This is a genomic window from Pseudomonas leptonychotis (assembly GCF_004920405.1).
GTDB lineage: Bacteria > Pseudomonadota > Gammaproteobacteria > Pseudomonadales > Pseudomonadaceae > Aquipseudomonas > Aquipseudomonas leptonychotis.
This window is the reverse complement of record NZ_RFLV01000006.1, coordinates 70,803-95,547: the sequence shown is the minus strand read 5'-3', so window position 1 is coordinate 95,547 and position 24,745 is coordinate 70,803. Positions and strand designations below refer to the sequence as shown.

The window sequence follows — 24,745 nt, the reverse complement described above, 5'->3', positions numbered from 1 at the left end:
GCTTTCGCCTTGCCTACCCTTCGCTCGCTAAGCTCTCAAGCGGCTTGTTCAAGCGCTTGCTGGTTGCCGTTGTATTGGGCCTAGCGTTGTTGGGCACTGCCCAAGCGGCTATCGACACCTACGAGTTTGCCACTGAGGCCGAGCGTCAGCGCTATCGCAATCTGGTGCAAGAGCTGCGTTGCCCCAAGTGCCAGAATCAGAATATCGCCGACTCCGATGCACCGATTGCCATGGACCTGCGTGCGCAGATTTTCCGCATGCTGGAGGAGGGCCAGAGTAACGAGCAGATCATCGATTTTCTGGTCAGCCGTTATGGTGATTTCGTCCTCTACAAACCGCCGGTAACCGCGCGCACCTTACTTCTGTGGTACGGCCCTGCCGGTTTACTGGCCGGTGGCTTCGTCCTGCTCGGGGTCATCCTGTTGCGCCGTCGTGGCAAGTCGGGCACTGCAGCCAACGGCCTGTCGGCGGATGAACAGCAGCGTCTGGCTGCTCTGCTTAATCAACCGCCTGTGGATAAGAAAGACTGATGATTGAATTCTGGTTATGCGCCGGCTTGCTGTTGCTGACGGCCCTGGCGTTTCTGCTGATCCCGGTGCTGCGTGCGCGCAAGGTACAGGCTGAAGAAGACCGTACCGCCCTCAACGTGACCCTGTACCAGGAGCGTTTGCTGGATCTACAAGGCCAGCACGACGCGGGTGCGCTGAATGCCGAGCAATTGGCCAATGGTCGTGATGAGGCAGCCCGCGAGCTGCTCGCCGATACCGAGGGTGCCCAGGTGCGGCCGATCCAGCGCACGCTGGGCAGCAAAATTCCGCTGATTGCCGCGCTGCTGATGCCGCTACTGGGCTTTGGCCTGTATCAGCACTGGGGCGCAATCGATGACGTCGAACGTGCCCGTACTTTTGCCGATCAGCCGAAAACCATCGAGGAAATGACCGCACGCCTAGAGGCTGCGGTGAAGAACGATCCCACATCCGCCGAGAGCTGGTACTTCCTTGGTCGTACCTATATGGCTCAGGAACGTGCTGGCGATGCTTCGGTGGCGTTCGAGCGCGCTATCGGCGTGGCCGGGCGCGAGCCGGAGCTGCTCGGGCAGTGGGCCCAGGCGCTGTATTTTGCCGGGAGCAAGCAGTGGACGCCGCAGTTGCAGGCGCTGACCGATGAGGCGCTGAAAGGCGATCCGGCAGAAGTCACCAGCCTCGGCCTGCTCGGTATTGCCGCCTATGAAGCAGGGCAGTTCCAGCAGGCTATTGGTCACTGGCAGCAGTTGGTGGCGGTTCTGCCGGTTGAAGACCCTTCACGTCAGGCGATACAGGGCGGTATTGACCGCGCCCGCGAGCAGCTTGGTGAGCCCGCGGCTGATGTTACACCTGCGGCTAGCCAGGGTTTGACCGTACGGGTCGCGCTGGCTGCCGAGCTGCAGGCCAAGGTGCAGCCGAGCGATGCGGTATTCATCTTTGCCCGCGCGGTTTCCGGGCCGCCGATGCCGTTGGCGGTTAAGCGCTTAACCGTGGCTGACCTACCGGCTGAAGTCAGCCTGTCCGACAGCGATGCGATGATGCCGCAACTGAAAATATCTGGCTTCGAGCAGGTACAGCTGGTCGCCCGCATTTCGCGCAGCGGCAATGCCACCGCCGGTGAATGGATCGGCAGTAGTCAGCCGGTTGCCAGCAAGACCACCGAGCTGCAGCAACTGCTGATTGACAGCGCTGACGGTAAAACACCATGAATGCTTTACTGCGTGGCGCCGTGCTGGTTGGCCTGCTCGGGCTTGGCGCTTGTGTGCAGGTTCCGCTTAGTACTGCGCCGGTAAAGCCGCCGAGCGGCAGCAGCAACCACCCGCGCTTTGCCCCGCCACCCGGGGTGGAGAGCCAGTGGAACGCAGGATTAGGTGTGTATGTGGTGAGTAGGACACCTCACCTGTACTACCGTGAGCGCACCTATTACCGCTGGAACTCCGGCTGGAGCTGGGCCAGTAACCCACAGGGCCCCTGGCTTGCGACCGACAGCAGCGGTGTGCCGCCCGGCTTATATCGCCGCTACGCGCAGTAAGCAGTTTTTAGTGTGCAGGGCAGGGCGTCGCCGGGCGGCGCTCGATATCCGGTTCGAAATCTTCGATCAAGCGGCAGATGGCCTGTCCATCGGGCGCACACTCGCCTTTGTCGGCCCAGTCCTCGAAGGCGTTCTGCATCACCAGCGCCAGGCGCTGACATTCCTCGATATGCGTCTGTAAGGCCGCCAGGCGTTCGCTTAGCAGGTCGCGTACCTCAGAGCAGGGGGCGTGACCGTTATCGGCGCTGGCGAGTATCTGTTGCGTGTCTTTTAGGCTAAAACCCAAGCGGCGGGCGCGGGCGATAAAGCGCAGGCGTTGCAGGTCTGCATTCGAATACTGTTGGTAGCCGTTATGCGGATCGCGCGTGGGCCTGAGCAGGCCAAGATCGGTGTAGTGGCGCACGGTTTCTGCGCTGACGGCAGCCGCTTTAGCCAGTTGGGCGACGCGCATATTTAACCTCCAAAATTGACAAGGGCCGCGACAGGTTAAAACCTGAGGGCGGCCCTTGGGTCAAGCGCGCCGGTTTATTCGGCGATCTGCAGCTTGCGTGCTTCGTGGTAGAAGAAGCGAATCTTCTCGTACTCGAACGGCGAGTTGAGCTGGCCATAACGGAAGTTCACGGTGGAGCGTTGGTCCACTACTTCCAGCAGGGTGATTTCCGGGTGACTTGTGCTGGCTTCGGCGACATTCAGCCAGTTGACCTGGCTTTTTGCCGTGAAATCCACCACCAAGCCGCCGGTGTCGCGCAGGTTAGATGGACCCAGGATGGGCAGCATCAAGTAAGGCCCAGCAGGCGCGCCGTAGTGGCCCAGGGTCTGGCCGAAGTCTTCTTTCTGCTTAAGCAGGCCCATGCGCGTGGCAGGGTCCCAAAGGCCAGCCACGCCGAGGGTGGTGTTGACCAGCAGGCGTGCAGTGGTGTGCATGGCCCGCTTGCCTTTGAGCTGCAGCGCATTGTTGAGCAGGTTGGGTACGTCGCCCAAGTTGCTGAAGAAGTTGCTGACACCCTTTTCCACCAGATTGGGGGTGATATAGCGGTAGCCATCGACAATCGGCAGAAACACCCACTCATCGAAGCGGTAGTTGAAGTGGTACACGCGGCGGTTCCACGACTCTAATGGGTCATAGACGTTTAGCGCATCGAGGGTTGAGCGTTCGAATTCACGCTGATCCAGCCCTGGGTTGAACTGCAAATGCGCCATTGGTCGTTTAAAACCATCGTCATCAACAGTGTGCTCTGCATGCGCCAGACCGCTGCCCAGCAACAGGGTTAAAAACACGGCAAGGGAAATGGGCTTAGCCACGGAAGAACTCCAGCATGGCGTCGCTATTGACGCGGTAGTTAAGGTTGCCGCAATGGCCGCCCAGCGGGTAAACGGTCAAACGGTCACCCATCGTGCGACGCAGAAAGCCTAAATCGCCAGGGCCGAGGATGACGTCGTCGGCGTTATGCATGACGGCGATCTTGCTGCTGCTTTTCAGATAATCGGCCAGCGCATACAGGCTGACTTGGTCGATTAGCTGCGCCACGCTGCCGCCGTCAGTGCGTGCGCGCCACATGGGGATCAGTTGTTCGGTCAGGTAGCAGTCGAAGTCGCATTGCAGTGCGCGCTTGAAGAGAGGGGTAAGGCTAGTGCCTTCGGTGATCGGATAGTCGACGGGGGTAATTAGACCGCGGCGGTTGATCAGGTCAGAAGTAAAGGCAATGTCGGCTGAGGAAAAGCGAAAGGCTGCGCCAATCAGCATGGCCATCTGCTCGTCGCTGAGTTGTTCCTTGGAGTTTTGAAAGTCATAGAGCAAGGCGTCGTTGATATCGATATAGCCTTTGTTCTGGAAGTAGCGGGTTAGCTTACCCAGCACCAACTCATAGAAGGTGGTGTGGTTAGTGATGCCTTCGACTTGGGTTTGCACCATGCGGTCGAGGTTGGTCACTGAGGTGTAAAGGTTGACCGGCGGATTGAGCAGCAGTACGCGCTTGAAGTTGAAGCTGCGTCGGGTTTCATCCAGCTCGCTGACAAAGGCCGCTTGCAGTGCGCCCAGGCTGTAACCGGTGAGGTGGTATTCGCTGACTTTCAGGCGCGGGTGTTGCGCCCGCACGGCCTGCATGGCGCGGTACAAGTCGTCGGCGTCGTCACGGGTAATCCCCGGTGTAGCAAAGCGCGAGGCCGAAGTCATAAAGTCATAGCTGGTGGGCGACGACAGTTGCACCACGTGATAACCGGCGCCGTAAAACAGCTTTTTCAGGTATTCGGGGGTACTGCTGGAATAATGCGCACCGGTGCCCGCGATGATAAAGATCAGCGGTGCTTCACCCGATTGCTCGGCCATGCGGTAACGCATCTTGGTGACTGGCCAGAAGTTTTCTGGCAGTTCGAACTCGCGCTCCGGGCGCAGCTTGATTTGATAGTCGCTCTGGTTAATGTCGGCATCAGCCGGTAACTCAGGACGCAGCTCTGGTGGCGCGGTGGCCAGGGTGGCTTCGAAAGCGTTAGTGATCGGGAAGCCATAGCTGCTGGCGTCAATATCGGCCGCGCTGACGGGGGCGATCAGAACCAGGCTACTTAGCAGGGCAAGCATACGAGGAACATGCGACATGGCGAAATCTCTTGTGAGCAGGGCTGGTGCTACAGGGCAATGCGGGACGATTGGACCACATTAATACCTATTAAGTGCTGTTTAGTTATAGATGGGTAATTTCTCAGACGTTAGCGTCATTTTAAAGTCAGGCGTGTTAATGCACTACAGTCAGTTGCTCGACCCAGATCAGCTCACAGGCACCGTCGCCAGTGTCCTCGCGGCTCAGTGAGCTGACCCAGTTATAGCCATCGTCGCCTTCGACCCGGACCAATTGTCCGCTTAGGCGAATCTGCTGGCCTTCTTCGAGCCCGGCCAGGGTGTTGGCTACATCAGGGTTGGCGGGGATCAGGTGCATATTGGCGCTGTGAATCTCGATCTGCCGGCGTTCGATTGGCAGTTGTTCTGCGCGCCAGAAGTACCAGCGGTTGCGTTGGCTGATGCTGATATGGCGTAGCACGTCGGGGTCGGCCATTGGTCCCCAGCCGAGCGCCAGATCGGTCGGCGAGAGTTTGGCGCCGCGGTCGAAGTAGTAATCTTCACGGCCCAGGATGCGGGCTTCCAGCTGGAAGCTTTGCAGCGTACTCACGGTGTGCTCGGCCACGCGCCAGCTGCCGCTGCCGCTGGCAAGGGGCATGCTGGGCGGCAGGCTGCTGGGCGTAGGCAGCACGATGACCCAGAGCATCCAGAGGCCAAGCAGGCTTGCGGCGATCAGTGTTAGGCGACGTATGAGCATGCTTGGATTCTAGCCGCAGGGGCGATGGTTAGGCGATCTCGCGGGGGGTGTTATCCGGAACGTGGCAGCTTATTCTACGCAGCCTTTTTAACTGCCTGAGTTGCCTATGTCCCGTTATCTGCCTCTAACGGCTCTGCTGATTGCAGCAGCCCTGTGTCTGGCACTGAGCGTTGTGCTGCGTTACCAGCTGATGGAAGGTTCGCAGTGGGTCGGCCTGTGCGTCGACGCACCTGAGCAGTTGGCTTGCCAGGTGCGTGCGAGCCTGGGCTGGTTGATCCACTTCCGAATATTGGCCTGGGCTTCACTGCTGTGCGCGGTGTTGGCATTTGTGCTGCCAGGGGCCCGGGGTAAGCGTCTGGCGGTGCCAGCATTGCTGCTCGGCTTGCCGGCGCTGGTGCTGTACAGCGCCAGCCTCGCGGTATTTGCCGTGGTGCTGGCGCTGTTGCGCTGGGTGCGTGCGCCGCAGACTGCCTGATCAGGCAGTTTGCGTTTTAACCCGCAGGCTGCGCCACAACGCTGCCACCAGTAGCACGCAGGTCAGCGCCCAACCCAGGGCTTGCCAGTTGCTTAAGGTTTCCTGGTACAGCTGTGGTGCTATGCACGCGCCGATCAACAAGGCGAGTAGGCCGATTTCACGGCGGTAACCGCTCACCGGACTGCACAGATAGACCAGTGCCGGCAGCAACAGCGCCGCGCTGGGGAAGCTGCGGTAGCGGGCGTCCACCACCAGGGCGAGCATCATCACCGCGCCGGCAAAACCGCTTAGCGCCAGCCATAAAGCGCCACGGCTATGCAGCCAGTTGAATACGCGGGCGCGCCAGCCTTTATGGTTGCTGAGCCATAGCGCTGCATGGCTGAGCACTAGCAGGTTCAACACTATCAGTGCGCCGGCCCAGAGCCATTCGCCGAGGTAGCGGCTGGTAACCAGCATCAACTCTGCAAACAGGCCGATGCACGCGGCGCCCAACGTTGCCAGCAGCGGCAATAGCAGTGCGGCACGTGGCGAATGCGGACGACCGGCCAGCAGCAGGGTGGTCGCTGCAAGGATTAGGCTGAAGATTAGCCAGATCGGCCACTGCGGCAGATTGGATACGGAGCCAGCGAGGATCGATTTGTCCTGGCGGTCTGCGTCATACAGCCCCCAGTAACCGCCCACCGCACCTTCGCTGATGCGTTTCCAGGGTTGGTCGAAGGCTTCAATCAGGTTGTAGCGCCAGCCATTCTGTTCAGCCATGGCGACGAAACCGCGGATAAATTTTGCTTGGTTGACCCGGCTAGGTACTGCCGTTTCGCGCTGGCGACCTTCGCTGGGCCAGCCGGTTTCGCCGATCATAATGTCCTTGGGCGCGTAAGCCTTGCCAAAGGTTTGGCGCACTTCGGCCACCTCATGCAAGGCCGTCTCTATCCCAGCGGGATTATCTTCCCAGTAGGGCAGCAGGTGGATGGTAATGAAATCCACCGCGGGGGCCACTTCAGGGTGCTTGAGCCAGAACTCCCAGACATCGGCGTAGGTCACCGGCTGGGCGATCTGCGATTTGACTTGCTCAATTAACCTCACCAGTTGTTGCGGGGTGACTTCTTTGCGCAGCAGCGCCTCGTTGCCAACAATTACTGCCTGAATCACGTCGGGGTGTGCGTTGGCGATTTTGATCAGGCCGGCAATCTCAGCTGCCGTGTCGGTGGGGTTACGGCTGACCCAGGCCCCAACGATCAGCTTTAGGCCATGCTTGCGCGCCATATTCGGCAACTCTTCCAGGCCGCTCACCGAATAAGTGCGCAGACACTCGAAACGCTCGGCAAGCACTGCCAGATCAGCGTCCATCCGTTCGGGGCGCAGCTCTATCGGCTGATCGAAGGGCGATTGGTCCTTATCGAACGGCGTGTAGGACGCGCACTGCAGCTTATGCGTGGGCGTGGCGGCATCCGCCAGTTCGACCGGTCGGCCAATGCCATACCAGAGACCGAAAAGCGCCAGCAAGCCGAGCAGGCAGGCAAAGGCATAAGGGGCAGCAGGGAAGCGAGAGGTGGCAGGCATGATCGGGCGCGCATGGTGGCTGAGCCGCGCATAGTAGCGGATTGCTCCAGGCCTCTGCTGGCTGTTTTTATGACGTGTTCAGGGGATTACCGTTGCCTCAAGCCGTTATGCCTGGTGGTGCAGCCAGGCATGTTTGGGGCGTGCATCGGCAGCGGCTGAGCGGCCTTCGATACGCTGCCAGACCTTTTCATGGAAGTAGAAACCTACCGAGTTGCACAAGGGTTCGATGGCCGCCACCAGGCCACTGGCTGCGATGCTACCGGTCAGCGCATAGGTGACGGCAAAGGCGATGCAGAAGTGCATCAGGGTAAACGTCACAGTCTTGAGCATGCTGCACCTCGAGTGAGAATTATTCTTTATTGAGGTGCAGGCTAGTTGCTCAAGTGTTATTGGTAAAATATTGCATATGAATGGCGTTGATAGTTTTTGATGATTGATTCGCTGGACGGCCGGCGGCCGCAGGTAAACCGTTAATAAAAACTGCTTGGAAGGGTTTTAATGTCGCGTAGTGACGGCCCGAAGTCTGGTTGCCATGAATGGCAGGCCATAAAAAACCCGCACTAGGCGGGTTTTTACTTTCAAGCAGGCTTGAAAGGTTAGGCGGTGCGGCATTTAAGCTTACGGCCAATGGGTTGCAAGTCTGTTGCTCTAACAACCTAAAAATGGTCGGGGTAGGGGGATTCGAACTCCCGACATCCTGCTCCCAAAGCAGGCGCGCTACCGGACTGCGCTATACCCCGATGAACTACTGGCTCCGCGACCAGGACTCGAACCTGGGACCCAATGATTAACAGTCATTTGCTCTACCGACTGAGCTATCGCGGAACAACTGCGCGTATCCTACTGATTAGAAAGGGGAAGTCAATACTTTGATGACTTCCCCTTATGCTTCAGAGAACCGCCGCAATCGCCTGTGTAACGGCGGGCAGGTTGCGCTGGTTAAGCGCGGCGACGCAGATGCGACCCGTGCTGACAGCGTAGATGCCAAACTCGGTTTTCAGTCGCTCGACTTGCTCGGCGGTGAGGCCCGAATAAGAGAACATACCGCGCTGCTGGGCGACGAAGGCGAAATCGCGTTTGCAATTCAGTGCCGCCAGCTGCTCGACCATGGCCATGCGCATGCCGCGAATACGTTCGCGCATACCGGCCAGCTCATCTTCCCAAAGGGCACGTAGCTCCGGGCTATTAAGCACGCTGGCGACCACAGTGGCACCGTGGGTCGGTGGGTTGGAGTAGTTGGTGCGGATTACGCGTTTGGCTTGCGACAGCACGCGGCTGGCTTCTTCCTGACTGCCGGTAATGATGGAGAGTGCACCGACGCGCTCGCCATACAGCGAGAAGGATTTGGAGAACGAGCTGGAGACGAAGAACGGAATGCCGGAGGCGGCAAACAAGCGCACAGCAAAGGCGTCCTGTTCGATGCCGTCGCCAAAACCTTGATAAGCGATATCAAGGAACGGCACGTGCTCACGCTCGCGCAATACCTCCAGCACGGCTTTCCAGTCATCCAATGACAGGTCGACGCCCGTGGGGTTATGGCAGCAAGCGTGCAGCACAACAACCGAGCGAGCGGGCAGGTTTTTCAGGTCTTCGAGCATGCCGGCGCGGTTGATGCCATGGCTGGCGGCGTCGTAGTAGCGGTAGTTGTGCACGGTGAAGCCGGCGGACTCAAACAGCGCGCGGTGGTTTTCCCAGCTCGGATCACTGATCGCCACCACGGTGTTGGGCAGCAGACGCTTAAGGAAGTCTGCACCTGTCTTCAGAGCGCCCGTACCGCCCACGGCCTGAGTGGTGATCACCCGGCCTGAGGCGATCAGTTCGGAGTCGGCCCCCAGCAGCAGTTTCTGCACGGCGTTGTCATAGGCAGCAATGCCTTCAATCGGCAGGTAGCCGCGCGGTGCGTGGGCTTCAATGCGGGCTTTCTCGGCTTCGGCTACGGCGCGCAGCAATGGAATGCGGCCGTCCTCGTTGTAGTACACACCGACACCCAGGTTGACCTTGGTCGTGCGGGTATCGGCGTTGAATGCTTCATTGAGGCCCAGGATGGGATCGCGCGGTGCCATTTCGACGGCAGAGAACAGGCTCATGGATGCGGCAGCTCTGAAGAGGAGAGGTGAGTATCAAGCAACACCCTACTAGGGGTTGCGTAAGTGCGGCGGTAGTATACCGACGCATAACCTGTGCTGCGACAGCAGGCACACGCTTTTCACCGGTTTTGACGTAGGCTTTTAGGCCGCGTCACATCCGCTTGCCGAGGTCCTTCATGTCCGAGTTTCAATTGGTCACCCGTTTCGAGCCGGCCGGCGATCAGCCAGAGGCGATTCGGCAGATGGTCGAGGGCCTGGAGGCGGGCTTGTCGCACCAGACATTGCTCGGCGTAACGGGTTCGGGCAAGACCTTTTCGATCGCCAATGTAATTGCGCAGATTCAGCGTCCGACCTTGGTACTGGCCCCGAACAAGACCCTGGCCGCGCAGCTGTATGGCGAGTTCAAGAGCTTCTTCCCGAACAATGCGGTGGAGTATTTCGTTTCTTATTACGACTACTACCAGCCGGAAGCCTATGTGCCGTCCTCGGATACTTTTATCGAGAAAGACGCCTCGATCAACGACCATATCGAGCAGATGCGTTTGTCGGCGACCAAGGCGTTGTTGGAACGGTCGGACGCAATCATCGTCACCACCGTGTCGTGCATCTATGGCCTGGGTAGTCCTGAGTCGTACCTGAAAATGGTGTTGCACGTCGACCGTGGCGACAAGATGGATCAGCGCGAGCTGCTGCGCCGTCTGGCTGACTTGCAATACACCCGTAACGACATGGATTTCGCCCGCTCGACCTTTCGCGTGCGCGGCGATGTGATCGACATTTACCCGGCAGAATCGGACCTGGAAGCCGTGCGCATCGAGCTGTTCGACGATGAAGTGGAAAGCCTCTCGGCCTTTGATCCACTGACCGGTGAAGTGATCCGCAAGATGCCGCGCTTTACCTTCTACCCCAAGAGTCACTACGTCACCCCGCGTGAAGTGCTGTTGGAGGCCGTGGAGAAGATCAAGGTCGAACTGGTCGAGCGCCTGGAATATTTGCGCGGCTCGGGCAAGCTGGTCGAGGCCCAGCGCCTGGAGCAGCGCACCCGTTTTGATCTGGAAATGATCGTCGAGCTGGGCTACTGCAACGGTATTGAAAACTATTCGCGCTACCTCTCCGGGCGCGACTCCGGCCAGCCCCCGCCGACGCTTTACGACTACCTGCCGGATCAGGCGCTGTTGATTATCGACGAGTCCCACGTCTCGGTGCCGCAGGTCGGGGCCATGTACAAGGGCGACCGCTCGCGCAAGGAGACCCTGGTCGAGTACGGCTTTCGTCTGCCCTCGGCGCTGGACAACCGGCCGATGAAGTTCGAAGAGTGGGAAGCGGCGAGCCCGCAAACCATCTTCGTTTCTGCTACGCCGGGTAATTACGAAGCTGAGCATGCCGGGCGGGTTATTGAGCAGCTGGTGCGTCCGACCGGACTGGTCGACCCGCAAATTGAAGTGCGTCCAGCGTTGACCCAGGTCGACGACCTGCTCTCGGAAATCCACAAGCGCGTCGCCATTGAGGAGCGTGTGCTGGTCACCACCCTGACCAAGCGCATGGCTGAGGACTTGACCGATTACTTGGCTGATCACGGGGTCAGAGTGCGCTACCTGCACTCGGACATTGATACGGTGGAGCGGGTGGAAATTATCCGCGATCTGCGTATCGGCGCGTTCGATGTGCTGGTGGGGATCAACCTGCTGCGCGAAGGCTTGGATATGCCGGAAGTGTCGCTGGTGGCGATTCTTGATGCCGACAAGGAAGGTTTTTTGCGCTCCGAGCGTTCGCTTATCCAAACCATCGGTCGCGCCGCGCGTAACCTCAATGGTCGGGCGATTCTGTATGCCGACCGCATGACCGGTTCGATGGAGCGCGCCATCGGCGAAACCGAGCGCCGGCGTAACACGCAGATCGCTTATAACGAAACCCATGGTATTACCCCCAAGGGCGTATTCAAGGATGTTCAGGACATCCTCGAGGGCGCTGTTGTGCCCGGTTCGCGCAGCAAGAAGCGCAAAGGCATGGCCCAGGCGGCAGAAGAAAGTGCGCGCTACGAGAACGAACTGCGCTCGCCGAGCGAGATCACCAAGCGTATTCGTCAGCTGGAAGAGAAGATGTACCAATTGGCCCGCGATCTGGAATTCGAGGCGGCGGCGCAGCTGCGCGATGAGATCCACAAATTACGCGAACGTTTGTTGCAGGTTTAAGTGGGGGCTGTGGGAGGGGCTTTAGCCGCGACAAGGTAACTGCCTGTTCGTGGCTAAAGCCCGTCCCATAAATCAGTTAACTAGTGGCGGCCGAAGATAATCAGCACCACCCCACCCAGTGTGATGCCGCAGGCGAGCATGGCGAGCAAGCTAAGCTGTTCGCCCAGCCGCAGATAGCCCAGCAGTAGGGCGACTATCGGATTTACAAAAGCAAAAGTCGATACCAGGCTCGGGCGCACCTCACGCAGCAGTCAGAAATAGGCCGGATACACGCCGAGGCTCACCGGCAGCACCAGATAGGCCAGCCAGAGCCAAGCGTTGCTACTTATGCGGCGCAATTCGACTGCCTGCCAGTCACCGTGCCACAAGCCGAACAGTGCCAGAAGCAACGCCCCGATCAGCATTTGCAAGCTCAGGCCCAGCCAGCTTGAGCGAAATGGCGGGCGTTGGCGTAACAGCCAAGCGCCGCAGGCCCATAACAGTGTGGCGACCACCACCAGCAGGCCGGCGAACCATTGCTCGGCTGAAGCGCTATGGCCTAGGCCGTTATTCATCAACAGCATAATTCCACTGCTGGCCAACGCCAGACCGCCTATCACCCACAGCGGTGGTCGCTCACCGAGCAGCCATTCCAAGGCCACGCTCCACAATGGCAGCGTGGTGTAGAGCATCGCGAGCATACCGGTTGGCAAAAATTGATTGGCATAGATCAAGGCGCCTTGGCCGACGGCAATCAGCGCCAGACTGCCGATCAAAATGCCGCCCCAGTCGCTGCGCTGTATGCGTAACTGGCCGCTGAGCACGACCCATGTCAGGGCGAGCAAACCTGCAATTAAAAAGCGCAGGCTGCCGATGACAAACGGCGGCAATTCCAGCAGAAGAAAGTGGTTGGCCAGGTAGGTGGTGCCCCAGCCGATATAGATAGTGGCAAAGGCGATGATCAGCAGCAGGCTGCGGGCGCGTGATGGGGTGAGCATGATGGTCTGATTTGACGAGTCGGCAGGGCGGGCAGTTAAAAAGCTGCAGGGGCCGCAGTAGAGGGCGCCAGTCTAAGCGCGCTGGCGGTGTTGTCCAGCCTGCTGCGCGCTACAGGAGCCAGTATTGTTCTATTGCGGGGCGGCGTATCTGAAATAGCAGTGCTGGCTAGAGCCAGCAGCGGCCAGCCTGTTAATATCGCGGCCTTGAAACGATAGCCCGTTGCACATTCTTTGAGAGCTGCCATGACCACCGTTCGCACCCGTATCGCACCGTCGCCCACTGGCGATCCGCACGTAGGCACCGCCTATATCGCCCTGTTCAATCTGTGCTTTGCGCGTCAGCACGGTGGCGAATTTATTCTGCGTATCGAAGACACCGACCAAGTGCGTTCGACTCGCGAGTCGGAACAGCAGATCTACGATGCCCTGCGTTGGTTAGGTATTGAGTGGAGCGAAGGTCCGGATGTTGGCGGCCCGCACGGCCCGTATCGGCAAAGCGAACGCGGCCATATCTACCAAAAGTACAGCGCCGAGTTGGTGGAGAAGGGGCATGCCTTCCACTGCTTCTGCAGTGCCGAGCGCCTAGACAAGCTGCGTGCCGAGCAAATGGAAGCCAAGCAGACGCCGCGTTATGACGGCCATTGCATGCATCTCTCCGTTGAAGAGGTGCAACAGCGCCTGGCCGCCGGCGAGCCGAATGTGGTGCGTATGAAGGTGCCAACCGAAGGCGTGTGCGTGGTGCCAGACATGCTGCGTGGCGAAGTCGAGATCCCGTGGGATCGCATGGACATGCAGGTGCTGATGAAGACCGATGGCCTGCCGACCTACTTCCTGGCCAACGTGGTCGACGACCACCTGATGGGCATCACCCACGTGCTGCGTGGCGAAGAATGGCTGCCGTCGGCACCTAAATTGATTCTGCTCTACGAGTACTTCGGCTGGGACAAACCGCAGCTGTGCTACATGCCGCTGCTGCGTAACCCTGACAAGAGCAAGCTGTCCAAGCGCAAGAACCCCACCTCCATCACCTTCTACGAGCGCATGGGTTATCTGCCGCAAGCGATGCTCAACTACCTCGGGCGCATGGGCTGGTCGATGCCGGATGAGCGCGAAAAGTTCAGCCTCGACGAGATGGTCGAGCATTTCGACATCAATCGGGTGTCGTTGGGCGGGCCGATTTTCGATCTGGAGAAGTTGTCCTGGCTCAACGGTCAGTGGATGCGTGAGCTGAGCGTTGAAGAGTTTGCGGCGGGTGCGCAAAAGTGGGCGTTCAATAATGACTACTTGATGCAGATTGCTCCGCACGTGCAGGGCCGGGTCGAGACCTTCAGTCAGATAGCGCCGCTGGCCAGCTTCTTCTTCGCCGGCGGCGTGGCTCCGGCCGCTGCGCTGTTTGAGCACAAGAAGCTCTCGGCAGACCAGGTGCGCCAGGTCATGCAGCTGATTCTGTGGAAGCTTGAAGCGCTGCGTCAGTGGGAAAAAGAGCAAATCACCGGTTGCATACAGGCGGTGGTCGAGCACCTTGAGCTTAAGTTGCGTGACGCCATGCCGCTGATGTTTGCGGCTATTACCGGGCAGGCCAGTTCGGTGTCGGTGCTGGATGCCATGGAAATCCTCGGCCCGGACCTCACTCGCTTCCGCTTGCGCCAGGCTATCGAGCTGCTAGGCGGCGTATCGAAGAAAGAAAATAAGGAATGGGAAAAGCTGCTCGCAGCCATTGCCTGAGACGCTGGAGGCTTCGCCCTGCCGTCGCTGCGGCGCGCTGGGGTTGGGTAAGTGGTTGTTCTGTCAGCATAAAGAATGCGTGTATAGATAAAATGTTGTTGACAGGTGTGGGGTGCGCTCTTAATATGCGCCCCGTCCTTGTGATGGGGGTATAGCTCAGCTGGGAGAGCGCTTGCATGGCATGCAAGAGGTCAACGGTTCGATCCCGTTTATCTCCACCATCTTCAAAGCCGAAAGGCTTGCCACAACTAGCTCTCGGGCTGGTTGCGTTGTAGAAGGGTTACGTCCCCTTCGTCTAGTGGCCTAGGACACCGCCCTTTCACGGCGGTAACAGGGGTTCGAGTCCCCTAGGGGACGCCAGTTTCAAAAAGCAGTGCTGGTTTGGGCTGTGAGCCGAGAGGCGATAAATCTGGGGGTATAGCTCAGCTGGGAGAGCGCTTGCATGGCATGCAAGAGGTCAACGGTTCGATCCCGTTTATCTCCACCAATTTTGCAGTAGTAACAACTGCCACGGGGCCAGCGTAAAGCTGGCCTTGTTCTTCGAAGGTTTCGTCCCCTTCGTCTAGTGGCCTAGGACACCGCCCTTTCACGGCGGTAACAGGGGTTCGAGTCCCCTAGGGGACGCCATTTTTGCCCGCTCTGCGGGATTTTGAAGGGTCATTCTTTATTGAATGGCCCTTTTGTTTTTTCAGCCTGAAAATTTCTTTCTCCGAGTGCACCGACCAAAGGTCGTGGTTAGCGCTTGCGCAAATTTATTACGAGTATAATATTTCAATCGTAATATTCGGAGAGTAACGATGAACGATAAGAAGGCTCAGACCCGTGAACGGATTCTCGCCGCTGCCAGTGCCGCCTTGCTGCAGCGCGGGCCGGCGGAGCCCAGTGTCGGTGAAGTGATGGGCGCTGCTGGGCTGACGGTGGGCGGCTTCTATGCGCACTTCGACAGCAAGGACGCGCTGATGCTGGAAGTGTTCCAGCAGATGCTCGGTCAGCGTCGTGAGTTGATCGAGCAGATGGACAGCCAGTTGCCGGCTGAAGAGCGCCGTGTGCTGTTGGCGGCGTTCTACCTGTCACGCAAACACCGTGATGCCAGGGACCAAGGCTGCCCGTTGCCCAGTTCATTGGGCGAGCTCACGCGCCTGCCGGAAGCCTTCCGTGCGGTGTTGGCCGAGCATATCGAGTTGATGAGTGCGCAAATGTCGGCCAGCCCGGAAGAGGCCGACAAGGCCCTGGCTGATATCGCGTTGATGGTTGGGGGGCTGGCGCTGGCGCGGGCGCTGGGTCCTGGTGAATTGTCTGACCGCGTCTTGCGTGCCGCCAAGTCGGCCATCGTTTGAGGAGTGTGGCAATGAACAGCATGAACTGGGTTCGTGGTTTCAATGCATCTGTTGGTCTGTTGGCCCCGCAAGCGCTGGCGAGCAAATTACGCCGGGAGTTTATGACGCCGCACACCGCGCCGCCGCGCGATTGGGAGCTGCCGTTGTTGGCGCAGGCTGAGCGCATCACCCTGCGTTTCGGCTTATCAGCTCTGCGCTGGGGCAGTGGCCCGGCGGTGCTGCTGATGCATGGCTGGGAAGGGCGGCCGACGCAGTTCGCTGAGTTGATCAAGGCATTGGTGCACGCCGGCTACGGCGTGGTGGCGCTGGATGCGCCGGCGCATGGTCGCTCACCCGGGCATGAGGCCAATGTGGTGGTATTTGCCCGTGCCCTGTTGGAGGCGGCCAGCGAGCTACCCCCGTTGAAGGCGGTTATCGGCCATTCGATGGGCGGTGCGAGTGCTTTGCTGGCGACGCAGTTGGGTTTGCGCACCGAGGCGTTGGTCAGCATTGCGGCGCCGAGCCGGATTCTCACCATGCTGCGGCGTTTCTCGCGGTTTATGGGCTTGCCACGTCAGGCGCAGGCACATTTTGTCCGTCTGGTTGAGGAGCGGGCCGGAATACCGGTCGGGCAGCTGGACAGCGCTCGCTATCAGCTGGATTTCCCCGGTCTGATCGTACATGCAGCGGATGACCCGATGGTGCCGTTCAGCGAAGCCGAAGCAATTCACCAAAACTGGTCTGACAGCCGTTTACTGCGCGTGGAGGCGGGCGGACACCAGCGAGTTCTGGCTGATCCGCAGGTGGTGCAGGCGGTGTTGCAGTTGCTTGAGTCGGTCCGTCACGCGCCGGCGCGGGTGTTGGCCTCGTAGCATGCTACGCGGTTGCGCCCGGCAGCTTTGGCTTGGTACAGGGCCTGATCAGCCTGGCGCAGCAGTTGTTCGCGGTTGCTCAGAGCGTCGGGTATCAGTGCGCAAACGCCAATGCTTAGGCTTAGCGTGATATTCAGGCCTTGGTGCTGGCAGGGATGCTTAGCCAGGTCTTCGCGCAGCTGTTCGGCTAAGTCGTAGGCGCCTGGTTGATCGGTGTCGCAGAGCATGGCAACGAACTCCTCACCACCGAAGCGGGCGAGCAAGTCGTTACTGCGCATGCGTTGCTGCATACGCTGCGCGGCATGTTGTAGGCAGGCATCGCCAACCAGGTGGCCGTATTCGTCGTTGACCTGCTTGAAGTAGTCCAGGTCCATCATCAATACAGCAATCGGTTGCTGGCTGCGCTTGGCTTGCGCCAGCATGCGTTCAAGTTCTTCGTTGAGGACTTGGCGGTTGAATAGGCCGGTGAGGCTGTCATGCCGGCTGAGCTCAGCCAGGCGCTGGTTGGCTTCGGACAGTTTCTCCAAGGCCTGCTGCAGGGAAGCCGTGCGCTCTTGGACGCGGGCTTCGAGTCCTTCATTGATCTCTTGTTGCAAGTCCAGGCTTTTGGCCTGCTCCATGCGCAGTTGATGCTCTTTGGCAAACAAGCGTGCCTGCGCCAGGTGGTGATCGCTCTGGGTTTGGCGGATGCGTGCACCGAGCGCAATCGAGAAAATCACCAGCTCTAACAGGCAGCCGATTTGTTGCGCGTGCAGGGTGAGCAGGGAGTTGGCGATCAATCCGGTGCCGGTGAGTACGCTGAACAGGCTGGCGATAATCAGCGATGACCAGCCCAGGGCGAACAATTTGGCTTGCGGGTACCCCGCACGCCAGCGCAGTGCGGTGATGATGCAGCCCACAGCCGCGCAGATAATCAGCAGATAAAAGCTGCCGAGCAGCGCGACTCGGTAAGGCGCACTAAGAGCAAGCGCGATCACCAGCAGGCTTGAGCCCAGTAAGGCGCGAGTGACCCAGGTATAGGCGCGGTGTTGGCTTTTAAGGTCAAGAATGCCGTAGGTGAACAAAATGCCGAACAGGGTCGCCAGGGCTGAGCTGAAAGGAAAGCTCAGCTGATGCCAGGCCAGTGAGTTCGGCCAAAACCACTGCAGGGCAAAGCCTTGCTGAATGAATTGATAGAAACTGAAGCTGGCGACAAACAGGCTATACCACAGGTAATTACGATCCCGGGTGATGATAAAGATCGACAGGTTGTAGATCAGCATTACCAGCAAGGCGCCAAAAAATAGCCCTTGCAGCATTAGCATCCGTTGTTCGTGATGGTTAAAGGCTTGTGCGCTCATCAGGCTGGCACTGAGGTTAGCCGAGCCGTTGGTCTGCATGCGCAGGATCAGTTCGCGCTGTTCGCCACCCGCCAGGCTTAGCGGCAATACCAGCTGGCGGTGTTGGACCCAGCGTTCATCGAAGGGGCGCTGATCGCCAGCACGGTACACTCGCTCGCCATCCAGGCCGTAGGCGTCTAGGTAGTCGAGCAGCGGATTACCGATCAACAGAACCCAGTCAATCGGTTGATCGCTGGGATTGTGCAGCGTGACACGTAACCAGTAGGTGTACCCGGTGTAGCCGAAGCTGGGATCGCGACGAGCTACGTCTTGCCAGGCTGAATCAGGTAGTTGACGCACGGTGTGGATGTCGGCCTGACCCTGTGGATCCTGCCAAACCTGCATAAATGGGCCGGGCAGTAACGGCGCGTCACCGGCCACCAACGACAGGGGGGCCGCCTGGCTAAAAGCCGGCAGTAACAGCAGTAGAAGTACACGCAACAACGCAGTCACACCAGGTACTCACGGGGGAAGAATGTTCGCAATGCGCAACAATGGCGCATTATTACGCGGCCTTATGACATATCGATAGCTTATACAGAGTTGCTTATGATTCGAAATATCCTGCATTGCCATGCTCAGCGCAGCGAATGCTTAGAGTCTTTGGCTGCTGCGCTGCGTGTGCAGCTCCAGCGTAGCTTGGCGCAGCAACCACGGGCGCGCGCGTTGTTGCCCGGTGGCAGTAGCCCGCAGGCCTTGTTGCCGTTACTGGCGCCGCACCTGGACAGTTGTCGCATCGACCTTAGTCCCAGTGATGAGCGCTGGGTACCGGCGCAGGCTGTTGAGAGCAATTGGCAGCTGTTGCATCAGGGGCTGCCGCAGGCCAATTGCTTGGATCCGCGCCAGGGTGCGACGCTGGCGCAGGCAGCACAGGGTTGGGCCGAGCAGCTCAGCACGTGGCTGCCGTTCAGCGCGGTGCTGCTGGGTATGGGTGAAGACGGCCATATCGCGTCGCTGTTCCCGGGCATGCCGGGGCTGGCGGCGGCGCTCGATCCGCATGCTGCGCCTGCGGCTTTGCCGGCGTTGGCCCCGCAGGAACCGCGTGAGCGTCTTTCCCTGAACCTGGCGATGTTGCAGCGTGGGCAGTGGCTCGGCTTGTTGGCGTTCGGTGAGCGCAAGCGCGAGTTGATCGACGCAGTGTTGGCCGACCAGTCAGAGGCTCGTGAATTGCCGTTATATGCCTGGCTGCAACGCAGCCCGTTGCCGGTCAATATCTACTGGGCTCCTTAAGCGCCTATTCCAGCGTCTGTTGTGCATTGGCCTTGTTGCGTTAAACGCAGCGCTAAGCCGTTACACTGCAAGCCTGTACCTCGCCGATAAAGGGACCCGTCATGTTGCATCCGGTTGTTGAGCAGGTTACCGCCGCGCTGGAAAAACGTTCTGCCATGCGCCGCGAACGCTATTTACAGCGCCTGGCCCTGGCGGCCGGGCGCACCGCGCACCAGGCCCTGGGTTGCTCCAACCTGGCCCATGCCTTGGCCGCGCAGCCCGATGAAGCGCGGCTGATCATGAAACAGGGCGGCTCGCCACATGTCGCCATTATCTCCAGCTACAACGACTTGCTCTCGGCCCATGCGCCGCTCAGGGAATACCCTGAGCGCCTGAAAGTGGCGTTGGCCAAGGCCGGTGCAACGTCGCAATTCGCCGCCGGTGTGCCCGCCATGTGCGATGGCATCACTCAGGGCGAAGGCGGCATGCAGTTGTCGCTGTTTTCTCGCGACCTGATTGCCCAGGCGGCCGGCATTGGCCTGACCCACGGGATATTCGACGGCGCGCTGTACCTGGGTGTGTGCGACAAGATCGTTCCCGGTTTGCTGATCGGTGCCTTGCATTTTGGCCATCTGCCTGCCGTGTTCGTACCGGCCGGCCCCATGCAGTCGGGCCTGCCAAACAAGGAAAAAGCGGCGGTGCGCCAGCGTTACGCCCGCGGCGAAGCCAGCCGTGACGAGTTGCTGGCGGCTGAGCTGGCCGCTTATCACCAGGCTGGCACCTGCACCTTCTACGGCACCGCAAACACCAACCAGCTGCTGATGGAAGCCATGGGCCTGCATGTGCCGGGCAGTGCCTTTATCCACCCCTACACGCCGTTACGTGATGCCATGACCGATGAAGCTGCGCGCCTGGTGGCGCACAACAGCCGCCAGGGCGAGCGTTATCTGCCGGTTGGCCAGCAGATCGATGCGCGTGCCCTTATCAATGCCGTGGTGGCGCTGCTCGCCAGTGGCGGTTCGAGCAATCACACCTTGCACCTGCCAGCTATTGCCCGAGCCGCCGGTTATGAATTGACTTGGGATGATTTCGCCGCGCTGTCCAAGGTGGTGCCATTGCTGGCGCGGGTATACCCCAATGGCGCGGCGGACGTGAATCAGTTCCAGGCAGCGGGAGGCCCGGCCTGGTTACTGCGTGAGCTATTGAGCGCGGGTCTGCTGCATGACGATGTGGCCACCGCGGCTGGGCATGGTTTGCGTGCGTATACCCGCGAGCCCTGGTTGGATGGCGAACAACTCGCCTGGCGCGACCTGCCCGCGCAGAGCCCGGCCCCCGACATCGTTCGACCTGTAACTGAACCCTTTGCCGAGGAGGGCGGGCTGGTGCTGCTTGAAGGCAATCTGGGCCGTGCCATCCTCAAAACCTCAGCGGTCGACCCGGCCTTCTGGCGCATTCGTGCCCAGGCGCGAATTTTTGAAACTGAGGCCGCCGTGCAGGCGGCCTATACAGCCGGCGAGCTGCAAGGTGACCTGGTGCTGGTCGTGCGCTTCCAAGGCCCAAGAGCCAATGGCATGCCTGAGCTGCACAAACTGATGCCGCTGCTGGCTAATCTGCAGCAGGCCGGGCAGCGCGTGGCGCTGGTGACCGACGGGCGTATGTCGGGTGCCTCGGGCCAGGTGGCCACGGCCTTGCATGTTTGCCCGGAGGCGGCGGCCGGTGGTGCGTTGGCGCGGTTGCAGGATGGCGACTGGCTGCTGCTGGATGCGCAGCAGGGTATTTTGCAGGTTGAACTGACTGAGCAAGAGTTAGCCGCGCGGCCATTGAGCGCAGCCACGACTGAGCTGGAATTGGGCTTCGGCCTGGAAATGTTCGCCGTGCAACGCCGCTTGGTCGGCACGGCCGAACAGGGTGCCAGCAGCTTATTTGAAGACTAGAAATCGAACCGGGAGCAAAGCATGAGCCTGACGATAGACGCGGTGTTGCAAGAGGCCCGCCCGGTGTTGCCGGTGTTGGTGATTGAAGACATCAGCCTGGCCGTGGACCTGGCCCGTGCCCTGCATGCCGGCGGGATTCGCGTGCTGGAGGTCACCCTGCGTACGCCGCGGGCGCTGGATGCCCTGGCGGCCATGCGCAAGGAGCTGCCGGAACTGTTGATTGGCGCGGGCACGGTGATTCACGCCGAACAGTTTCTCGAGGCGCGCGAGGCGGGTGCGCAGTTTGCCGTCAGCCCTGGTTGCACCGCACGCCTGGCGGCGGCGGCGGAGGATTCTGGCCTGCCGTATTTGCCAGGGGTAATGACGCCATCGGAAGTGTTGCTGGCGCTGGAATACGGCTATCGCTCGCTCAAGCTGTTTCCGGCGGATGGGGCCACCAGCATCAAGATGCTGAAAAGCTTCAAGGGGCCTTTTACCGGCATTCGCTTCTGCCCAACCGGAGGGGTGACGCCGGACAACTTGCTGGGCTTTCTGCGCTTGCCCAATGTGGCTTGCGTTGGCGGCACCTGGATCGCGCCAAGCAACCTAGTGCGTGCCCGGGCGTGGGATCAAATCACTCAGTTGGCCGCCGAAGCGCGCGCCCTGGCCGGCCGTTTGGAGCAGGCATCGTGAGTTGGGACCTGAGCAATCCGTTTGTGATTGATATTCAGGTGAGTGCCGACGATATCGACGGCCTTGGCCATGCCAATAACGCGGTGTACGTCAGTTGGCTGGAGCGTTGTGCCTGGCGGCATTCGCAGTATCTCGGCCTGGACTTGAGCGAATACCGCCGTCTCGACCGCGCCATGGCCGTGCTGCGTCATGAAATTGATTACCTGGCCAGTGCTTATGAAGACCAGCAGCTGCAAATGGCCACTTGGATCGTTGAGTCCGACCAGCGCCTGAAGATGGATCGGCGCTTTCAACTGATTCGTCCAGCGGATGGCGTGACGTTATTGCGGGCGAAAACTACGTTCGTCTGTATTGAGCTATCCAGCGGCAAGCCCAAGCGCATGCCACCAGCGTTTGTTGAAGGCTATGGTGCGGCGTTGCAGCCACCTTTCCCGATGGAGTTATAAGCCGGGTTTAATCGATCGCTGGCTGCGCATCAGCCTGTCGCGCCGCGTACACTACGCGGCGTTTTTGTATCTGCGCGCTATGCCGCGCACGGCCACGAATATTCAAGAGACTGCCTATGCAAATCGCCCTGGCCCCAATGGAGGGGTTGGTCGACGAAATCCTTCGCGATGTGCTGACTCAGGTCGGCGGCATCGATTGGTGCGTGACTGAATTTATTCGGGTCACCGAGCGCGTGTTGCCGGCCAGCACCTACCAGAAGTTGGCCCCAGAACTGTTCAGTGGCGCGCAAACGGCGGCCGGTACGCCGCTGCGTGTGCAATTTCTCGGCTCCGATCCCGCTTGCTTGGCCGATAACGCCGCCTTTGCCTGCACCCTGGGCGCGCCGGTGATTGACCTCAACTTCGGTTGCCCTGCCAAGACAGTGAACAAATCCCGCGGCGGCGCGGTGCTGCTCAAGGAGCCCGAGCTGCTCCACGCCATCGTCTCTGAGGTGCGCCGCGCGGTGCCGGCGGCCATTCCAGTTACGGCGAAAATGCGTCTGGGCTTTGATCATAAGGATTACGCCTTGGAATGTGCTCAGGCGCTGGCCGACGGCGGCGCCGCGCAGCTGGTGGTGCATGCGCGGACCAAGGTTGAAGGCTACAAACCGCCGGCGCATTGGGAGTGGGTGGCGCGGGTGCAGGAAGCGGTCAAGGTGCCGGTTTTCGCCAATGGCGAGGTCTGGACCCTGGATGATTGGCGGCGTTGCCGCGAGGTTAGCGGGGTTGAGGACATCATGCTCGGTCGCGGGTTGGTGGCGCGTCCGGATCTGGCCCGGCAGATCGCCGCCGCCAGAGCAGGGCAGGCCGTAATCGCCATGAGCTGGTGCGAGTTACAACCGTTGCTGGCTGACTTCTGGCTGCAGGCGCGCCGGAAGATTTCCCCGCGCTATGCGCCAGGACGGCTCAAACAATGGTTGGCCATGCTGACCCGTAGCTACCCCGAAGCCACTGCATTGTTCAACCTGCTGCGCCGCGAAAGTGACTGCCTGCGCATCGATGCCTTGCTCGGTATCGACTTTGCAGAATGGCAACGCCAGCAGCAGGCGAGCGCCTGAGCCTTGGTCATCTTCGCGGCGGTTAACGTCCGCCGCTGACATCCAAGAGCGCACCGTTGACATAGGATGCTTGCTCGCTGGCCAGCCACAGAATCGCTTCAGCCACTTCCATAGGCAAGCCGCCGCGCCCCATGGGTATGCTTGGGCTGACCCGTGCGACCCGCTCAGGCTCGCCGCCGCTGGCGTGAATCTGAGTGGCAATCAATCCAGGTCGCACGGCATTAACGCGAATGCCTTCGCCGGCCACTTCCTTGGCCAGGCCTAGGGTCATGCTGTCGATCGCGCCTTTGGCCGCCGCATAATCGATGTATTCGTCCGGCGCGCCCAGTCGCGCTGCCGCAGAGGACAGATTGACGATGGCGCCGCCATGTCCGCCTTGGCGGGTTGACATGCGTTTAATGGCCTCGCGGCTGCAGAGAAAGCTGCCAAACACATTGGTGGCAAATACCCGCTGCCAGCGCGCCAGGTCCATCTGTTCCAAACGCATCTGGGTTTCCAGCATGCCGGCGTTGTTGACCAGCACATCGAGGCGGCCAAAGTGCTGGTCGAGTTGCTCGAACATCGCTATCACCTGGGTTTCATCGGCTACATTCGCCTGCACTGCGATCGCCTGGCCGCCCGCCTGGGTGATCTCGCTCACCAGTGCTTCAGCTGCTGCCTGCTGCTGGTGATAGTTCAAGCACAGCGCATAACCCTTAGCCGCAGCTAGTCTGGCTGTTGCAGCTCCAATGCCGCGACTGGCGCCGGTAATCAGCATGACCTTGCTCATCGAGTTGCTCCCTGTAAGAAAATTTTGCAGAGGCTTGAAATCTACCTGAGTAGCCACATTTTTAGTGATGTGGGATGCCGAAGTCGGGTTCCGCATTACTCGCTGAAATTCAGGAGATTTAAATTATGAGCACTGCATTTTCCATGACCCCGCTGTTCCGTCAGTCTGTTGGCTTCGACCGTTTCAATGACCTGTTTGAATCGGCCATGCGCAATGACGCGGGCAGCAGCTATCCACCCTACAACGTCGAAAAGTACGCTGACGATCAATACCGCATTGTGGTCGCCGCCGCAGGTTTTGAGGATGACGATCTGGAGCTGCAGGTCGAGCGCGGTGTACTGACCGTTAGCGGCGGCAAGCGAGATACCAGCGCCGAGAATGTCACCTACCTGTACCAAGGTATCGCCCAGCGCGCATTCAAGTTGTCGTTCCGCCTGGCTGACCATATCGAGGTTAAGGCCGCCAGCTTGGTAAACGGGCTGCTGAATATCGATTTGCTGCGTATCGTGCCGGAAGAGGCGAAAGCCAAACGCATCCCGATTGGTGCGCCCCGCAACGTGTTGGAAAACTAACCATCGTAGCGCCTAACAGTCGAGGCATAGGATGCCCGCCTGTTAGGCGCTTACGGTAACGCGGTATCAGTCCTGTGTGACGTCAACGGCCGGATAGTGC

Annotated in this window: 25 protein-coding genes and 6 tRNA genes; 18 read left to right on the top strand and 13 right to left on the bottom strand. The window is 59.8% G+C overall.

Annotation, left to right across the window (positions count from 1 at the left end):
• Window positions 1-44: 44 nt before the first annotated feature.
• From D8779_RS19590 to D8779_RS19580, 3 genes are read left to right on the top strand one after another with little or no spacing between them, the layout of a single operon-like run.
• Entirely contained in the window at window positions 45-530 is a 486-nt protein-coding gene (locus tag D8779_RS19590; RefSeq protein WP_240789774.1) for a cytochrome c-type biogenesis protein, read from the top strand.
• The gene (gene ccmI, locus D8779_RS19585) at window positions 530-1,732 is read left to right on the top strand and encodes a c-type cytochrome biogenesis protein CcmI (protein WP_136666289.1); all 1,203 of its coding nucleotides are present in this window, start codon (window positions 530-532) and stop codon (window positions 1,730-1,732) included. Before D8779_RS19590 ends, ccmI begins: the two co-directional genes overlap by 1 nt.
• On the top strand, window positions 1,729-2,055 hold the full coding sequence (locus D8779_RS19580; protein ID WP_136666288.1) for a hypothetical protein: 327 nt from the start codon (window positions 1,729-1,731) through the stop codon (window positions 2,053-2,055). The genes ccmI and D8779_RS19580 overlap by 4 nt, the downstream gene beginning before the upstream one ends.
• Window positions 2,056-2,062: 7 nt before the next feature.
• Here the strand turns inward: D8779_RS19580 and D8779_RS19575 are convergent, their stop codons facing one another.
• From D8779_RS19575 to D8779_RS19560, 4 genes are all read right to left on the bottom strand, one after another.
• The gene (locus tag D8779_RS19575; RefSeq protein ID WP_136666287.1) at window positions 2,063-2,506 is read right to left on the bottom strand and encodes a MerR family DNA-binding protein; all 444 of its coding nucleotides are present in this window, start codon (window positions 2,504-2,506) and stop codon (window positions 2,063-2,065) included.
• Window positions 2,507-2,580: 74 nt separating this feature from the next.
• Complete coding sequence (locus D8779_RS19570; RefSeq protein WP_240789778.1) at window positions 2,581-3,333, bottom strand: MlaA family lipoprotein; 753 nt, start codon at window positions 3,331-3,333, stop codon at window positions 2,581-2,583.
• Window positions 3,334-3,349: 16 nt separating this feature from the next.
• Entirely contained in the window at window positions 3,350-4,648 is a 1,299-nt protein-coding gene (locus D8779_RS19565) for a serine/threonine protein kinase (protein ID WP_136666285.1), read from the bottom strand.
• A 136-nt stretch (window positions 4,649-4,784) separates the two neighbouring features.
• Window positions 4,785-5,363: a hypothetical protein gene (locus D8779_RS19560; RefSeq protein WP_136666283.1), complete on the bottom strand. Its 579-nt coding sequence runs from the start codon at window positions 5,361-5,363 to the stop codon at window positions 4,785-4,787.
• A gap of 106 nt (window positions 5,364-5,469) precedes the next feature.
• Here D8779_RS19560 and D8779_RS19555 point away from each other — a divergent pair, with 106 nt between their 5' ends.
• Entirely contained in the window at window positions 5,470-5,838 is a 369-nt protein-coding gene (locus tag D8779_RS19555) for a hypothetical protein (RefSeq protein WP_136666281.1), read from the top strand.
• Here D8779_RS19555 and D8779_RS19550 read toward each other — a convergent pair whose 3' ends face one another.
• The 5 genes from D8779_RS19550 to D8779_RS19530 all read right to left on the bottom strand — a co-directional run bounded on the left by D8779_RS19550 (window position 5,839) and on the right by D8779_RS19530 (window position 9,485).
• Window positions 5,839-7,398, bottom strand: a complete 1,560-nt coding sequence (locus D8779_RS19550) for a glycoside hydrolase family 17 protein (RefSeq protein ID WP_136666279.1) — start codon at window positions 7,396-7,398, stop codon at window positions 5,839-5,841. It lies immediately after the preceding gene.
• A 105-nt stretch (window positions 7,399-7,503) separates the two neighbouring features.
• Entirely contained in the window at window positions 7,504-7,728 is a 225-nt protein-coding gene (locus D8779_RS19545) for a DUF2061 domain-containing protein (protein ID WP_136666277.1), read from the bottom strand.
• 333 nt (window positions 7,729-8,061) lie between these two features.
• Window positions 8,062-8,138: transfer RNA gene (locus D8779_RS19540), tRNA-Pro, on the bottom strand.
• Window positions 8,139-8,147: 9 nt separating this feature from the next.
• Window positions 8,148-8,223 (bottom strand) — tRNA-Asn (locus D8779_RS19535).
• A 65-nt stretch (window positions 8,224-8,288) separates the two neighbouring features.
• Window positions 8,289-9,485 carry an amino acid aminotransferase gene (locus D8779_RS19530; RefSeq protein ID WP_136666275.1) on the bottom strand — a complete coding sequence of 399 codons (1,197 nt, stop codon included), beginning with the start codon at window positions 9,483-9,485 and terminating at the stop codon, window positions 8,289-8,291.
• Between the two features lie 176 nt (window positions 9,486-9,661).
• Here D8779_RS19530 and uvrB point away from each other — a divergent pair, with 176 nt between their 5' ends.
• Window positions 9,662-11,677, top strand: a complete 2,016-nt coding sequence (gene uvrB, locus D8779_RS19525) for an excinuclease ABC subunit UvrB (protein WP_136666273.1) — start codon at window positions 9,662-9,664, stop codon at window positions 11,675-11,677.
• An 80-nt stretch (window positions 11,678-11,757) separates the two neighbouring features.
• Here the strand turns inward: uvrB and D8779_RS20875 are convergent, their stop codons facing one another.
• Together D8779_RS20875 and D8779_RS19520 are read right to left on the bottom strand one after the other, a co-directional pair.
• The gene (locus D8779_RS20875) at window positions 11,758-11,916 is read right to left on the bottom strand and encodes an EamA family transporter (RefSeq protein ID WP_240789773.1); all 159 of its coding nucleotides are present in this window, start codon (window positions 11,914-11,916) and stop codon (window positions 11,758-11,760) included.
• Window positions 11,917-11,928: 12 nt separating this feature from the next.
• Window positions 11,929-12,654, bottom strand: coding sequence for a DMT family transporter (locus D8779_RS19520; protein WP_240789772.1), 726 nt, complete (start codon window positions 12,652-12,654; stop codon window positions 11,929-11,931).
• A 243-nt stretch (window positions 12,655-12,897) separates the two neighbouring features.
• On the opposite strand from D8779_RS19520, the gene gltX reads away from it, so the two are divergent.
• From gltX to D8779_RS19485, 7 genes are all read left to right on the top strand, one after another.
• Entirely contained in the window at window positions 12,898-14,379 is a 1,482-nt protein-coding gene (gltX, locus tag D8779_RS19515; RefSeq protein WP_136666271.1) for a glutamate--tRNA ligase, read from the top strand.
• Between the two features lie 145 nt (window positions 14,380-14,524).
• A tRNA-Ala gene (locus D8779_RS19510) sits at window positions 14,525-14,600 on the top strand.
• 63 nt (window positions 14,601-14,663) lie between these two features.
• Window positions 14,664-14,739 (top strand) — tRNA-Glu (locus tag D8779_RS19505).
• 51 nt (window positions 14,740-14,790) lie between these two features.
• A tRNA-Ala gene (locus D8779_RS19500) sits at window positions 14,791-14,866 on the top strand.
• A 64-nt stretch (window positions 14,867-14,930) separates the two neighbouring features.
• Window positions 14,931-15,006: transfer RNA gene (locus D8779_RS19495), tRNA-Glu, on the top strand.
• Window positions 15,007-15,176: 170 nt separating this feature from the next.
• Window positions 15,177-15,716, top strand: coding sequence for a TetR/AcrR family transcriptional regulator (locus D8779_RS19490; RefSeq protein WP_136666269.1), 540 nt, complete (start codon window positions 15,177-15,179; stop codon window positions 15,714-15,716).
• Between the two features lie 11 nt (window positions 15,717-15,727).
• A complete protein-coding gene (locus D8779_RS19485) occupies window positions 15,728-16,567 on the top strand; it encodes an alpha/beta fold hydrolase (RefSeq protein WP_136666267.1) in 840 nt (279 codons plus the stop codon).
• On the opposite strand, the gene D8779_RS19480 is transcribed toward D8779_RS19485, so the two are convergent.
• Window positions 16,537-18,399 carry a sensor domain-containing diguanylate cyclase gene (locus D8779_RS19480; protein WP_205895856.1) on the bottom strand — a complete coding sequence of 621 codons (1,863 nt, stop codon included), beginning with the start codon at window positions 18,397-18,399 and terminating at the stop codon, window positions 16,537-16,539. The genes D8779_RS19485 and D8779_RS19480 overlap by 31 nt on opposite strands.
• Window positions 18,400-18,495: 96 nt before the next feature.
• Here D8779_RS19480 and D8779_RS19475 point away from each other — a divergent pair, with 96 nt between their 5' ends.
• The 5 genes from D8779_RS19475 to D8779_RS19455 all read left to right on the top strand — a co-directional run bounded on the left by D8779_RS19475 (window position 18,496) and on the right by D8779_RS19455 (window position 23,304).
• Window positions 18,496-19,176, top strand: coding sequence for a 6-phosphogluconolactonase (locus D8779_RS19475; RefSeq protein ID WP_136666265.1), 681 nt, complete (start codon window positions 18,496-18,498; stop codon window positions 19,174-19,176).
• A gap of 104 nt (window positions 19,177-19,280) precedes the next feature.
• Window positions 19,281-21,089, top strand: coding sequence for a phosphogluconate dehydratase (gene edd / locus D8779_RS19470; protein WP_205895858.1), 1,809 nt, complete (start codon window positions 19,281-19,283; stop codon window positions 21,087-21,089).
• Window positions 21,090-21,110: 21 nt separating this feature from the next.
• Window positions 21,111-21,761, top strand: a complete 651-nt coding sequence (locus D8779_RS19465) for a bifunctional 4-hydroxy-2-oxoglutarate aldolase/2-dehydro-3-deoxy-phosphogluconate aldolase (protein ID WP_136666261.1) — start codon at window positions 21,111-21,113, stop codon at window positions 21,759-21,761.
• A complete protein-coding gene (locus D8779_RS19460) occupies window positions 21,758-22,207 on the top strand; it encodes an acyl-CoA thioesterase (RefSeq protein ID WP_136666259.1) in 450 nt (149 codons plus the stop codon). The genes D8779_RS19465 and D8779_RS19460 overlap by 4 nt, the downstream gene beginning before the upstream one ends.
• A gap of 116 nt (window positions 22,208-22,323) precedes the next feature.
• Window positions 22,324-23,304 (top strand): tRNA dihydrouridine synthase, encoded by a 981-nt coding sequence (locus D8779_RS19455; protein WP_136666257.1) that lies wholly within the window; start codon window positions 22,324-22,326, stop codon window positions 23,302-23,304.
• A gap of 22 nt (window positions 23,305-23,326) precedes the next feature.
• On the opposite strand, the gene D8779_RS19450 is transcribed toward D8779_RS19455, so the two are convergent.
• On the bottom strand, window positions 23,327-24,073 hold the full coding sequence (locus D8779_RS19450) for an SDR family oxidoreductase (protein ID WP_136666255.1): 747 nt from the start codon (window positions 24,071-24,073) through the stop codon (window positions 23,327-23,329).
• 125 nt (window positions 24,074-24,198) lie between these two features.
• Between D8779_RS19450 and D8779_RS19445 the strand changes: the two genes are divergently transcribed.
• A complete protein-coding gene (locus tag D8779_RS19445; protein WP_136666253.1) occupies window positions 24,199-24,645 on the top strand; it encodes an Hsp20 family protein in 447 nt (148 codons plus the stop codon).
• The last annotated feature ends 100 nt before the right edge of the window (window positions 24,646-24,745 follow it).